The organism is Rhizobium sp. 42MFCr.1 (assembly GCF_000377185.1).
Lineage (GTDB): Bacteria > Pseudomonadota > Alphaproteobacteria > Rhizobiales > Rhizobiaceae > Rhizobium > Rhizobium altiplani.
The window spans coordinates 1-12,567 of sequence record NZ_KB897842.1; the positions used below are offsets into that span (position 1 = coordinate 1).

Below are 12,567 nucleotides of genomic sequence, written 5' to 3' on the forward strand. Positions count from 1 at the left end.
AGCTGGACGGCGGATCGCTTTCGAACGTCCAGCGCCACAGCCGCTGATAGGCGCGCGGGCCCGTCAGCACGTAGGACGGAAAGGTCTTGGAATTGGTGAAGGACAGATAGATCGTCCAGAGGATGAAGCCGTAGACGAACACAAGCGTGATGGCGAAACTCGGCGCGAGCACGATCTTCGGCAGCGCGTCCTGCAGGCGCGCGCGGATGGAAATGGGCGTTCCACGGTGCGGCGTGAGAACGGTTTTATCGGTAGCGATGGTGCTCATGGGGTCATCTCCTCCAACGAGATCGTCCGTGGCGGAATCTTCCCCGCCGACACCGGCGGGGAAGACCGTGGGAGGCCTTGATTACTTGGCGTCGTCGATGGCCTTGACGAGCTCTTCGACCGCCTGGTCGGAGGTCTTGATCTGGCCATGCACGAACTTCGAGACGACGTCCTTGTAGGCATTGGCAACCGCCGGAGGCGCGCCATAGCCCTGGGCCAGCGAGCCGTACAGCGTGCCGCCTTCATTGGCCTTCTTCAGGTCGGCGATACCCTTCTTGCCGCAGGCGTCGAAATCGGTATCCGGAACGTCGGTACGGGCCGGAACCGAGCCCTTGACGACGTTGAACGCCGACTGGAAGCTCTTCGACAGCGTTGCCTTGGCAAGCGCCACCTGTGCTGCCTTGCGGTCGTCAGGCACGTTGAACATGCCGAACATGTCCGAGTTGTAGATCACGCTGCCGTCGGTGCCCGGGAAGCGGTAGCACAGGAAGTCGGTGTTCGGTGTCTTCTTGGCGGCGACGAACTCGCCCTTGGCCCAGTCACCCATCACCTGCACGAGCGCATCGCCCTTGATGACCATGGCGGTCGCAAGGTTCCAGTCGCGTCCGGAGAAGTTCGGGTCGACGTACTGGACGATCTTCTGCAGGTTGTCGAACGACTTCTTCATCGTGTCCGACTTCAGCGACTCCTCGTCGAGGTCGTTCATCGCCTTCTTGTAGAACTCGGGGCCGCCCGTCGACAGCACGATCGAGTCGAACATCGTCGCTTCCTGCCAGTTCTGGCCGCCGAGCGCCAGCGGCGTCACGCCGGCAGCCTTCGCCTTGTCGAGCAGCGCGATCAGGTCGTCGAAGGTCTTCGGCTCGGTGCCGCCGATCTTGTCCATCACACCCTTGTTGATCCACAGCCAGTTGACCGAGTGGACGTTGACGGGGGCTGCGACCCACTTGCCGTCATAGACGGAGAACTTCTGCAGCGCCGCCGGAACCGCCTTGTCCCAGCCCTCGGCCTTCGCCGTCTCCGTCAGGTCCCCCATGACGCCGGCCTGGGCGTAGTCGAGAACGGTGTAGCCGAGCATCTGCGAGGCCGTCGGATAGGTGCCGGCCGCAACCATCGCCTTCAGCGCCGTCATCGCCGCATCACCGCCACCGCCGGCAACCGGCACGTCCTTCCAGGCAAACCCCTCCTTCGACAGATCCTCCTTCAACACGTTCAAGGCCGCAGCCTCGCCGCCGGACGTCCACCAGTGCAGCATCTGCACTTCCTTCACATCCGCAGCCTTGGCAGCACCCAAGCCCGCAACACTCATCGTCACCAACGCTGTCGTCAGCAAAAACTTGCGCATCGTTTCCTCCCGGTTTGCAAGTTCATAAAAGCGGAAAATCCGCGGTCAAAAAGCCCCTGCGCTCCCCGCGCGAAAGACTCTACTTATACGGCGCGAACGCCGCATGGGTTAATTTAAAACGTTATAAACATAAGCAAGTCAAGTGTAGCGACGCTCCTTTCTTTGTCGGAGGCAGTATCATTTACTGCCTGTTTTTACTTGTCTTTCAGACGCAGCCCTATTGCTTGGAAAACGGAAGCCGATTATTTAAAACGTTTCCATAATAGCATTGCTTTCGGCGCCGATATCGCGCTAGTGTCCGGCCAATCGACGCTTTGGAGGAAAGTCGAGCGTGTCTCGCATTACAATGCCGCCCACGACCGGAGTGACCCGCAGGAGCGGCAAGCCGACGTTGCGCACCATCGCGGACATCGCGGGCCTTGCTGTGACGACGATATCGCGAGCCCTTTCGGACGACCCGGTCATCAACCACGAGACCCGCAAGCGCGTCCGGGAGATCGCGCTGCAGGTCGGTTACTCCCCAGATCGAGCGGCCCAGCGCCTGAAGACCGGCCGCACGAACGTCATCGCCATCCTTCTTGAATCGCATGAGGAGATCCTCGGCTACGGCACCTCGATCATGTCCGGCATCGCCGCTGCTTTGCAGGGCACCACCTACCATCTGATCGTCATGCCCAACCTGCCGCACACGACCAATATCGAGGCAGTCAACTACATCATGCGCAATCACATGGCCGACGGCCTGGTGATGTCGCGCACCGAACCGTTCGACCCGCGCGTGCGGCTGCTAATGGAGCACAATTTTCCGTTCGTCACCCATGGCCGCACCGAACTTTCCACGCCGCATCCTTATGTCGACTACGACAATTTCGCGTTCGCCTATGAGGCAACCAAGCGGCTGATCGCCAAAGGGCGTCGTAAGCCCGCTTTGATCGGCGGTCCGATGCAGTTCAGCTTCGGCAGCCATATCCTGCACGGCTTCATGACCGCGGTGCGCGAAGCCGGCTGTGCCTACGAGATTATCTCCGAGATCGACCTCGATCATCCGGCGGGCGCGATTCGCGACCGTATCGCCCGACGGCATCGCGAAGCCGATCCACCCGACGCCTTCATGTGCGGCGGCGAAGTGTGCGCGCTTGCCACGATCACCGGCATGAGCGATTGCGGCCTCACCCTTGGCGTCGAATACGACATCGTCGCCAAGCAGACCTCGCAGTTACTTTCCGCCATCCAGCCGAAGGTGGAAACGATTTATGAGGACCTTACGGCCACCGGCGAACATATCGGCCGCATCCTGAGGAAACGGATCAGCGGCGAGACGGATATGGACCAGTTGCAGATGCTGCTAACGCCGCAGCCGCCTTTCTCCGGCGGTACCGGAAAATAGATGACATCTGCTACTCGATCTCAACTGGCTACGCGGTAGACCTTAGCCTCGTGACTTCGGCGGTTACTGCAAGCGGACACCCTATTGAAGCTCGGATTTCTGCTCGAAATCGACAATGACACCGTGTCGCAATGCCTCTTCTTGAGCTGCACGAAGAGCCTGCTGGATGAAATAGACGACGAGGTCATAGTCCGGGCTCTCCTGCGAGGCGATTTCCCACGCGATGTTCAGAGTGAATATCAGTTGTGGGGCGATCGTATCGGTCACGGCGGCGTATCCCGGAAGCACGGAGATACTAGGGTGCGCCCGCACCCAGGGCAACATCAACGGTTGAGCGTGCCGTAGGAGAATGTCACCAGCGACCTAGTGGGATTTACTATGGCCTTCACAAGGACGCCCAACGATTCAAGAGACGCGCACGTGCTGGGCGGCTTGAGAAAGAGTGGCGACCCCTGCAGGAATCGAACCTGCGACAACCTGCTTAGAAGGCAGGTGCTCTATCCAGCTGAGCTAAGGGGCCGCATGACCGAATTCGCACCCGGTCAAATCTGCGGATGAACGCGGATCAATGCGTCCAGGGTTGCGTCCGCGTATAGCGGAAATTGTCAGGATAAGCCACGATCTGGCGCTGCGGATCCTTCGGGGCAATAACCCGGTACTCGATGCCGTTACGCTTCGCGTAAGCCTCAGCGAGTTCCTGCGTTTCGAAGGTCAGCTTCAGCTGCTGGCGCATATCCGAGGAAGACGTATAGCCCATGATCGGATCGATGGTGCGCGGCGTCTCCTGATCAAACTCAAGAACCCAAATATGTGTCTTTGCCTTGCCGGACTGCATCGCGGTCTTGGCTGGACGGTAGATCTTGGCAGACATTGCTGCAGGGCCTCCGATTTAGCGGCTTTCGCACTTGAAACTTCATTCTGCCCCACAAGGCAGCTACTCTTGACGCAAACCATCGCACGAAGAGATGAATTTTGCTTAGCGGCGAATCCCTTTCTTTTCAAGAAAAAAGCCGTACCAGTCGCAGCGCTGTTCAACCGTTTCCAACAGGCGCCTTCCTCCCGCGATCATCGATTGTCATGCTCATATCGATCGCTTCACACCGCAAGCTTGAGGAAAAGAATGCTCACACCAAGGTTGGGGATAGGCGATTTAGATATTGCGGGCGCGGGGCGAACCGTGTATTGGCCTCCCTCGTCGGCACGGAGTGTAGCGCAGTCTGGTAGCGCATCTGGTTTGGGACCAGAGGGTCGGGAGTTCGAATCTCTCCACTCCGACCACTACCCTTCCCCTCCACATGAAGACTTGTCGGACTTTCGCAGGACATCCTCCGATCGACGCTTCCGAAAACTTCGATGCCGTACTGGGGCCTCCGCGTTGTCCCAGGAATCATAAGTCTAAGATTTCCAGTTCTGAATGGCCGGTTCGGCGAGGCACTTCACCTAGTCCTGATCGGCATTGTCAGAATTTGAGCGATCCGGATCAGCGCCACGGAGAGCCTGCACGCTGGCTGCGGCAATAAGACCCGTAAGGACAATCCCGCATAAGCCGATCACCAGAGCCAGCACCCGCGCGATTGTCTGCTTTGGTACGAGGTCGCCGTAGCCGATCGTCAATCCCGTAACAAAGGTGAAGTACAGGGTGTCGCCGAGCTGCCATCCTTCGATCCATCCGACAAGTGCGCCTGACCCGACGATGACAACAAGAACACCGGAGAAGATCGGCCACAATATTCGAAGTTGCTGGAAGAGAGAGGCGAAGAACCGCCTTCTCATCCTCCTCGATTTAAACTTGCTCTCTGTGCCTCGCGTCATCGGCGCCGCTTTCCTTGCGCTTCCAAGGTGCCTGATTGAGTTTGCTTTGGCGTCGCTGCAGAGCTATCGCGCGGCGCGCCTAGAAGTAGCCTTTCGATCACGTCGGTCCAGCTGGAGGCAAGACAAACAAGGTGAAGGCGAAGATCGCGTAGAGGGCAAGTGCCATCACTCCTGCGTACCAGGCGCCTCGACCACCGTTCGACAGAAGCGTAGCGGCCACGGTGGCGACGATCATCATTGTAACTGCCCCGGGCCAGAACTGCAGCGTCATTGGTTCCGGTCCGATGACGTAGCTGACAATGACCAGCAGCGGGGCAACGAAAAGCGCGATCTGGGCGGCGCTGCCGAGCGCGATCCCAACGCTGAGATCAAGGCGATCCGCACGAGCTGCCGAAAACGCGGTGGTCATCTCCGCGGCCGCACCAACAAGGGCGACCACGATGAAGCCGACGAACGCCGGTGTCATTCCCAGATGTTCAGCCGCAACCTGAACCGACCCGACGAAAATTTCACTGACCAATGCGACCAGCACGGTTACGCCGACGAGAATGGCGATGCTGAGGCCAAGCGGCCAGGTAGCCTGCTCTTCGTCCGCGTGACCGGCACTGGCGAAAAGCTCCTTATGTGTTCGCAAGGAGAACAACATGCCCAAGGCGTAGACGGCGATGAGGATGACCGACAACCCGAGGCTCACGTTCTGAGAGATGGCGAGCGGTGGCGGCTGATCGACTTCACTGATGATCGACGGCACCAGAACGGCAATGGTTGCCAGGAAAAGCAGGCAGGCCTGGAAGCGAGCATTGACGCGATTGAACTCCTGCAGGTGATGCTTCAACCCGCCGAGTAGAAATGCGCCGCCCAGCATGAACAGGGTGTTTGTAACGATTGCGCCGGCCAGCGATGCCTTGACCAGCAGATATTGTCCCGTCCGCAGGGCCGAAAGCGATATCACCAGCTCGGTCAGATTTCCGAGCGTAGCATTTAGCAGGCCGCCGACCGCGTCGCCCGTTCTCGCCGCAACCGCCTCGGTTGCACGGCTAAGGAGCGTCGCCAGAGGAATGATTGCAAGGACCGATATGAAAAAGAGCAGCGTATGACTGTCCGGAACCAGGTGCTCCAGGACGATGACGATCGGCACCAGCACGATCAGCCAGAGAACGGGCGTGTGTCGCAGTTCTTGAAGAACACTTCTTCCGATGCCAGCAGATGGAGAAGATCGTCCGTCGGAGCTGCTCATGTCGTTTCTCCCATCATAAGATAGTCTCGTTTGCAGGCGATGCATTCTCGGTAGGAGTACTCATCCGAGAGGATCGCGATCGGCAGCCGAATCGAGCGTCTGCAAAGACCGCCAGCAAAGCAGGCGTTTCCCAACAGCGTTAGTCTCGGGGCGTTCATCCGAGCCTCCACACTCCCAGGGGGCGGCCCATCAACTGCTGGCGCGCGGCATCGTTTCGACGCCGCGGCCTCTTTCCGATCAGGACTTAATCTTGAAGACACCGAGGTTGATAAGTTGAACACGTCTGTTGTTCGACCCTTTCACGTCAGTGCCTTCGATCGGTAAGTGTTCCCCGACACCGATCGCGTAAAGGCGCGCCGGATCGACGGCAAACGTCGTCGATAGTGCTTCTTTGATTGCAGCAGCACGCTGTTCGCTGAGATCGAGGTTATGTTTTTCGTCCCCGGTCGCGCTGGCATGACCGACCACGAGGAACTTGTAGTCCCACAGGTTCGGATGATGCAACGCGTCGGCGATCAGCCCGAGGGTGCGATAGGAATTCGGCTGGATGGCGACAGAGTCGTTCTCGAAATCGATCTCGACCACCATCTGCGGCAGTTTCCCTATCCGCTTCCAGTTCGGAAGCGCAGACATCGGCTGGTTACCGCCGTTGATAGCCTCCTGTCGCAATATCTCGAGGTCGATCGCAGGAGCCGCCGCCCTGAGTTTACCGAGTCCCTTGACGATGCGCTCCTGGGAGACCTCCTGCGCCGACGCAAAGCCGGAAAACAATACGCCCGTGGCCAGAACGAGAATGGCTTTGGAAATAAGACGTTTCATCGGTTTACCTCCAACCCGCATCGGTGATGACCTGATTGCATTCCTTGCTGACGCGCTTTTCCTTTTTCACCAGACAAGCCAGCACGAAGCCGTCACCCTTGATGCCTGAGCAACTTTTGGACATGTCCCGCTGGCAGACCCGCTCGTAGGCGGTCTGCGCGTGTTCTCGCTGGGTTATCGATTGGAACACTGATGTCAGCGAGCCTTTGCAAGTGGGCGACACTTTTGCCGCGTTCTGCTGCAGGCAGTCGGCGATCCGTCCGCTGCCGAGGTTCAGTCCCTTGCACAGTTTCTGGATGTCCGTGCCGCAGTCGGCGGCGAGCTTCGTGACCGCATCCGCATAGCTCAGCGTCTGCGCCGGCGCATTCCCGGCAAATGTCAGCGTCGCCAACGTGAGCGCCGCCGTAAGAATTCCGCGTTTGAACATGTCGCCCTCTCCCTGCCTCGACGATCTAGGCGGTGAATGTTCTCACGAAGCGCTATGATTGGGGACGTATATTACGGTAGCGCACACCGCAGAGCACTCACTTCGGCGGCGCGGCAGTACCTGCTTCGTGCGCCCGGATCGCCTGCGCGGCAGCCACCGCGCCACCCTCCTTGTCGTCACCTCCGACCTGCACCGTCGGTTGGGCGAACGTGATCCCGTTTGCCAGGAACAACTCGCGAATCTTGGCGTAGGCCTTGCGGCGTATGTAGGTCTGCATGCCGGGAACCGTGGTCATGGCGAAGCTCAATACGATTCCGTAGTCGGCGAACTCCTCGACACCCTTCATCTTCAAGGGCTCGATAAAGAGCGGCCCGAGTTCCGGGTCATCCTTCAGCTCCGCTCCGACCTTTTTGGTCAGCTTGCGTGCCTTGTCGATATCGGTGTTGAAGCCGACCGTGATCCTGAACTTGTCGATCACCCAGTCGCGGCTCATGTTCTGGACGGCTCCGAGTTCGCCGAATGGCACGGTGAAGACCGGACCGCGATGATGACGAAGGCGTACCGATCGCAGGCTGAAGCCCTCCACGGTTCCTTTGTAATCCTTGGCCTGGATGTATTCCCCAACCCGGAAGGCATCATCCAGCATGTAGAACACACCGCTGATGACGTCCTTGACGAGGGTCTGCGAACCGAAACCGATGGCAACGCCGAAGATGCCGGCTCCCGCGATCAATGGCCCGATCTGTACGCCCATCTGGGCCAGCACGACCAACGCCGCCATGACCGCGACAACAACAGCCAATGCATTGCGAAAGATCGGAAGAAGCGTGCGGAACCGTGCCCGTTTGGCGGCATCAGCGGGCGCAAGGGATGTTGCGTCGGTCGCCACCCGCAACGTTCTATCGATCCAGCCTCTGGCCAGTTGCCAAAGAAAATCAGCAACCACGAGGATCAAAACACTCTTCAGGCCCCCGTAGAAAAGGGCAGCGACAACAGGATCGCGCTGACCCAATGTGTCCGGATTGAGACGCCAAACAAGTGCCAGCCACCCGACGGCGAGGAAGATCACCGCCGCGCGTGCGCCACGGACGATCAAGACACCACGAAGGCTACCGGGATCGCTTACGAAAGACCCTGCCACGCGGCCAACGGCGTTGAGCATCGCCGGTAGTACGAGGACATAGACGCCGATCCAGAAAAGGCCTCTCATGTCGAGGCACCAGATGATCCACAGCGCGACGAGGAAGGCAACCACAGCCGCTTTCCACGGCCGAGATCGCTGCGACGTAGCCCACACCATCTCGATCGCGACAAATAGCCCAACGACCGACAAGCAGTAGCTGATTGCATCCCTAACCAGCGGCGGAACGCCCAAAGGTTCTCCGATTGCCGCCGTGGCAACGGCAAAGCAGACAAGCCCGAATAGGATCATCAACCGTGTGCGCAAGAACGGCGTGATACCGGCGGCGGACAAAAATGCGACCGCCAGCCGAAACGCGACGAATGCCGTGAGATAGGCAAGCAAGGTGATACGGGCGAGAGGCGGCCATTCCACGGCAAAGAACAAGATCGCCATTGCCCCCGCGAAGATTCCGACTGGGGCCAGTCGGCCAAGGAGCGTTTCGCGGGGCTTGGCTAGCCTGCGGTACAGCCCCTCGACGAGGAGGCCGAGAGCGACCAGTCCGCCGAATATGACGAATACGGGCGCATAGCCTCGGCTTACGGCGTCATGCCGTGTCCTGGCAGCGGCGGCCGCCACTTCCGCTGGTATCGCCGGTATGGCCGTGATGATTTCGTGAACGCGCGTCCGCGCCGCAGACTCCCAGCTGACCAAATCGGAGGCGCCTGCGGATGAAGCGGGGCTCTGAGGTGCACCGACCTCCTTGCGACTGTTCAGCCAGGCCTGCACCTCCGGGTCCTGAAGAAGGCGCACAAGTTCGTCGATCTTCTGCTGTGGTGCGGCCGCGGGAGCTTGCGCCACGGCATTGAATGCGAAGAGAAGTCCGGCGATGAGAGACAGGATCCATTTCATGCTGGTTTTCCCCCTATTGCGTCAGCGTCTGCGGCTTCAGGTCGCCGCCAAGCGTATCGTCGGCCGGCCGTGGCTTTCTTCTCTCAGCAAGCGGCTGCTCGATGATTGTCGCCGGAACCGCGACGGCTGTAGCCGCAACCGTACCGATGTTCGTCACCGTGCCGCCGACCACGGCTGTAATGCCTTGGCCGAGCGTGACATTCGAATCCGTAAGTGTCTGGCCCGTCATGAGTCGCTGGCCGATAAGTTGGACGATTTCCGGACTTTCGGCAAACTTGCCGTGATTGAGCCCGTCCTCGGTCTTTACTTTCGTCAAATCGATCGCGGCGATGCCCGCTTTTTCGAGCTTCGACCGATAGGGCTCTTCCGCAGGATTGATGGCGCCGAGACGGGAGACCCGCCCCGTAATGAAGCTCGAAACCGCGAGAGCCTTATCATCCTGGGACACGAAGATCGTGAACTTCGGACGTGGCTCGCCCATTTCGGCGAACTGCTTGGCAAAGACTTGGATATCGATATCGGGGGAAGCGAGGATCACATTGTGAATTTTCGGATCCACACGGCCGTCGCGTATCCCCATCTGCCGCAGCGATTCCATCGCCAGCCAGGTCCCCATCGAATGTGCCATGATGGTGATATCCTTGACATTGGGATCGGCAGCGAGCGTGCGAAGGGCCTGCTCCAGTCCCGTGCGCGAATAATTCGTGCTTTCCTTGTCATACTGGTAGGCGGTGATTTCGGCTCGCGACGGCCATGTGAACAGTACCGGCGTCGCCTCCATCCTGCTATCGTGCACGATCTGCGCCAGCCGGAAGACGGAATCCTCGTAGGTGTTGTTGAAGCCGTGAATGAACACTAGCGCATGTCCGCCGTTCACATGCTGCGCGAACCATTCGCGCCCTTGCGCGATGGTGTCTATCTGCTGAGCATTCGTCACAGCGAAATCGGTTGCCGGATCAGGTGGGAGACGCTTCGGCCACTGTACCGTGCCCGGCTCGCGCTTCGGCGGAATCGAGACTGTGATTTGCGTCAGGTGCGGCTTGGAACTGCGCTCCCCATTGAATAGCGTCGCCGGGTCCCCAGACGGATCGCGTGTGGTCGCAACCAGCATCGCAACCTTGGACGTTGGTGGAGCGGAAGCCGACAGCGGAACCGGCGTCATGACACCGTCCGGATGTCCGCAACTCGTCAGAAAAAAGAGAAGAAGAGGGATACTGCGTTTCACCATGCCTGCATTCCAGCTATTGCCCAGGGGGATGGGCGATCTCAAGCCTGGAGGCTAGCAGGTGGCGTGCGGCGAGGCCTGTAGCATCGCGTAGTATCTGTCGGGACGGACGCCGCCGTGGTACGAAATTGCCACGCCAGCGAGAGGATGACGGCAACGGCTAGTTGGTCACTGCCGGCTGAACCTGATCGACCGCGGCACCGGCAGCGCGCAGCCCGGCGAGGACGCGCTCTTGGTCTTGCGGACGCGCCAAGCGCATCGAAATCTCGCGCTTTACCACCGGCATCAGCGCAGGGGCCTTCGTGTCAAGCCAATCGAGTTCCCTTTTCGCCTGCTCGATCTTTCCGGACGCGCCAAGGATGGATGCCAGAACCATGCGGTGCATCGGATTGTAGTTTAGATCAGACATTCGCGACCACAGTTCTGCTGCCTGAAGGTCGCCTCTCATGAAGGCGCACAACGCCATCCCGACTTCGTAGTAACCTTGCGGACCTGCGTTCCTGCTGACTGCCTTGGAAACGAGATCGCAGCCCGTATCCCACTTGCCCGCCATGGAGAGACGTAAGCCGTATTCGCCGGCCACCTCGGTGTCGTTGGGATTCAACTGATAGGCCGCGGCACCCGCCTCGAGGGCGGCGTCAACGTCATTGCGAAAGAAGCTGGTCAGCATCAGCGCCTGCAGGACGCGCGGGTTCTGCGGATCAATTACAGCCGACTTTTTCGCCAGCTCCGATGCCGTCTCCAATATCTTTGGCGACGGTTTGGTTCCAAGCTTGTAGGGGAAGCGTACCTGATCGAGGTAAGTCAGCGACAAGAAAGCAAGAGACGTGGCGTCGCTCGGAAACTTCTCTGTCACGGACCTGAGACATTCCTGTGCTGTCTGAAGCGCTTCCGCCGTCATGCTTCTGCGATAGTTGTAATAGGACAGGCTGCAATCATATGCGTCCCATCCACCCGCCCCATCCGGGGCTATGTCGGTCTGAAATACCACGCCAAAGGGTTGGGCGACGGCGGTCGCGATCTCCTCTGCGAGAGCGGTCTCGACTTCAAACACGCTCTGTATTCGAAGATCGGAATCGTAGTGGTTGGCCCAGATGACGGCGCCGTCGGAACGACGCACCAGGCGCGCCGTGGATCGAACACGATCGCCATCTTGTCGAACACTTCCCTGGAGGGCGTATCGAGCATTCTGGAGGCCGCTCACAGCGTCCTGATCATTACCGGACGCATCGACGACCAGAATGTCCTTGAACTTCACGAGCTTCGACATGATTTCATCGGTCACGCCGCCCGAAATTCCCGAAAATCTGCTGCCACCCGCAATATCCTCGAAGCGATCCACGGCTATCGTCGGTCGGCTGTTGATGGAAGCAACCTCCTTGGAGGCCGGCTTTATGCCAAGGAAAATGGCCCCTGCAGCAATCGCGGCCGCCATTGCCGCGCCAGCTATCAGCCAGCGTTTTCCAGCGGATCTGGAAGCCGCCGGTGCTGCGACAACCTCACTTGATGAAGGCTCGACAGAGACCGGAGAAGGCGGTGCCATCGCCGCGTCCGCTGTGTCGCCACGGCAATGCGACGAAGCTTGGAATATGGGAACATATCGGCCCTTGGGAATCGTGATGACAACCGGCTCGCTGCCGCCAGCCATCAAATAATAGCGCTCCAGCTCCCGCCGGATGCGCCCAGCCTCGATCCGCACCGCGGGATCGCCCTGAGCATCGAAATTCTGCCTTCCGAAAACGACCTCCGCGATCGTGTAGGCCTTGAGGTAGTGGGATCGACCGGCGAGCGTCTCCGTCACGACATACACCAGGAACCGCCGGGCTCGCTCAGGGAGGTGAACACTCTCGCTTCCGAGGATGCGCTCCAGCTGGTCTTGCACTTCCTCGGCAGATGGCGCTACAGGGGCCACGTCGCCTGACCTTGCACTTGCCATCGAATTCCCCTCGATGCTGACTAAGCACAACCCAATGCGTATGTTGCTAGCAGATAAACATGACCTATACGTTGTGGCAATAC

General features: G+C 59.4%; 11 protein-coding genes, 2 tRNA genes and 1 pseudogene. 2 read left to right on the forward strand and 12 right to left on the reverse strand.

All coding sequences use genetic code 11. The features are described 5' to 3' along the window. Both C934_RS32290 and C934_RS0121155 read right to left on the reverse strand, forming a co-directional pair. Positions 1-268, reverse strand: a pseudogene (locus C934_RS32290) (sugar ABC transporter permease); the annotation flags it as partial. Positions 269-349: 81 nt separating this feature from the next. Further along, the gene (locus tag C934_RS0121155) at positions 350-1,609 is read right to left on the reverse strand and encodes an ABC transporter substrate-binding protein (RefSeq protein WP_018858615.1); all 1,260 of its coding nucleotides are present in this window, start codon (positions 1,607-1,609) and stop codon (positions 350-352) included. 346 nt (positions 1,610-1,955) lie between these two features. Between C934_RS0121155 and C934_RS0121160 the strand changes: the two genes are divergently transcribed. After that, entirely contained in the window at positions 1,956-2,996 is a 1,041-nt protein-coding gene (locus C934_RS0121160; protein WP_018858616.1) for a LacI family transcriptional regulator, read from the forward strand. An 81-nt stretch (positions 2,997-3,077) separates the two neighbouring features. Here C934_RS0121160 and C934_RS0121165 read toward each other — a convergent pair whose 3' ends face one another. The 3 genes from C934_RS0121165 to C934_RS0121175 all read right to left on the reverse strand — a co-directional run bounded on the left by C934_RS0121165 (position 3,078) and on the right by C934_RS0121175 (position 3,867). Then, positions 3,078-3,263, reverse strand: a complete 186-nt coding sequence (locus C934_RS0121165; RefSeq protein ID WP_018117079.1) for a hypothetical protein — start codon at positions 3,261-3,263, stop codon at positions 3,078-3,080. Between the two features lie 176 nt (positions 3,264-3,439). Next, positions 3,440-3,516, reverse strand: a tRNA-Arg gene (locus tag C934_RS0121170). Positions 3,517-3,561: 45 nt separating this feature from the next. After that, positions 3,562-3,867 (reverse strand): ETC complex I subunit, encoded by a 306-nt coding sequence (locus C934_RS0121175; protein WP_016554394.1) that lies wholly within the window; start codon positions 3,865-3,867, stop codon positions 3,562-3,564. A gap of 330 nt (positions 3,868-4,197) precedes the next feature. On the opposite strand from C934_RS0121175, the gene C934_RS0121180 reads away from it, so the two are divergent. After that, positions 4,198-4,274, forward strand: a tRNA-Pro gene (locus C934_RS0121180). A gap of 162 nt (positions 4,275-4,436) precedes the next feature. On the opposite strand, the gene C934_RS0121185 is transcribed toward C934_RS0121180, so the two are convergent. The 7 genes from C934_RS0121185 to C934_RS0121215 all read right to left on the reverse strand — a co-directional run bounded on the left by C934_RS0121185 (position 4,437) and on the right by C934_RS0121215 (position 12,484). Continuing rightward, positions 4,437-4,769 carry a potassium channel family protein gene (locus C934_RS0121185; RefSeq protein ID WP_018117080.1) on the reverse strand — a complete coding sequence of 111 codons (333 nt, stop codon included), beginning with the start codon at positions 4,767-4,769 and terminating at the stop codon, positions 4,437-4,439. A 136-nt stretch (positions 4,770-4,905) separates the two neighbouring features. Then, positions 4,906-6,045 carry a calcium/proton exchanger gene (gene cax, locus C934_RS0121190; RefSeq protein WP_018858617.1) on the reverse strand — a complete coding sequence of 380 codons (1,140 nt, stop codon included), beginning with the start codon at positions 6,043-6,045 and terminating at the stop codon, positions 4,906-4,908. A gap of 237 nt (positions 6,046-6,282) precedes the next feature. Beyond that, a complete protein-coding gene (locus C934_RS0121195; protein WP_018858618.1) occupies positions 6,283-6,864 on the reverse strand; it encodes an OmpA family protein in 582 nt (193 codons plus the stop codon). 4 nt (positions 6,865-6,868) lie between these two features. Next, a complete protein-coding gene (locus C934_RS0121200) occupies positions 6,869-7,291 on the reverse strand; it encodes a hypothetical protein (protein WP_018858619.1) in 423 nt (140 codons plus the stop codon). Between the two features lie 97 nt (positions 7,292-7,388). Beyond that, entirely contained in the window at positions 7,389-9,323 is a 1,935-nt protein-coding gene (locus C934_RS0121205; protein WP_018858620.1) for a mechanosensitive ion channel family protein, read from the reverse strand. Between the two features lie 13 nt (positions 9,324-9,336). Beyond that, complete coding sequence (locus tag C934_RS0121210) at positions 9,337-10,551, reverse strand: alpha/beta hydrolase (RefSeq protein ID WP_018858621.1); 1,215 nt, start codon at positions 10,549-10,551, stop codon at positions 9,337-9,339. Between the two features lie 157 nt (positions 10,552-10,708). Beyond that, positions 10,709-12,484, reverse strand: coding sequence for a hypothetical protein (locus C934_RS0121215; RefSeq protein ID WP_026371974.1), 1,776 nt, complete (start codon positions 12,482-12,484; stop codon positions 10,709-10,711). Between the last annotated feature and the right edge of the window lie 83 nt (positions 12,485-12,567).

Bases quoted from the DNA above. Each gene is read 5' to 3' on its own strand.
- C934_RS0121155 (WP_018858615.1), bottom strand. From the start codon at position 1,609: ATGCGCAAGTTTTTGCTGACGACAGCGTTGGTGACGATGAGTGTTGCG.
- C934_RS0121160 (WP_018858616.1), top strand. From the start codon at position 1,956: ATGCCGCCCACGACCGGAGTGACCCGCAGGAGCGGCAAGCCGACGTTG.
- C934_RS0121175 (WP_016554394.1), bottom strand. From the start codon at position 3,867: ATGTCTGCCAAGATCTACCGTCCAGCCAAGACCGCGATGCAGTCCGGC.
- C934_RS0121185 (WP_018117080.1), bottom strand. From the start codon at position 4,769: ATGAGAAGGCGGTTCTTCGCCTCTCTCTTCCAGCAACTTCGAATATTG.
- cax (WP_018858617.1), bottom strand. From the start codon at position 6,045: ATGAGCAGCTCCGACGGACGATCTTCTCCATCTGCTGGCATCGGAAGA.
- C934_RS0121195 (WP_018858618.1), bottom strand. From the start codon at position 6,864: ATGAAACGTCTTATTTCCAAAGCCATTCTCGTTCTGGCCACGGGCGTA.
- C934_RS0121200 (WP_018858619.1), bottom strand. From the start codon at position 7,291: ATGTTCAAACGCGGAATTCTTACGGCGGCGCTCACGTTGGCGACGCTG.
- C934_RS0121205 (WP_018858620.1), bottom strand. From the start codon at position 9,323: ATGAAATGGATCCTGTCTCTCATCGCCGGACTTCTCTTCGCATTCAAT.
- C934_RS0121210 (WP_018858621.1), bottom strand. From the start codon at position 10,551: ATGGTGAAACGCAGTATCCCTCTTCTTCTCTTTTTTCTGACGAGTTGC.
- C934_RS0121215 (WP_026371974.1), bottom strand. From the start codon at position 12,484: ATGGCAAGTGCAAGGTCAGGCGACGTGGCCCCTGTAGCGCCATCTGCC.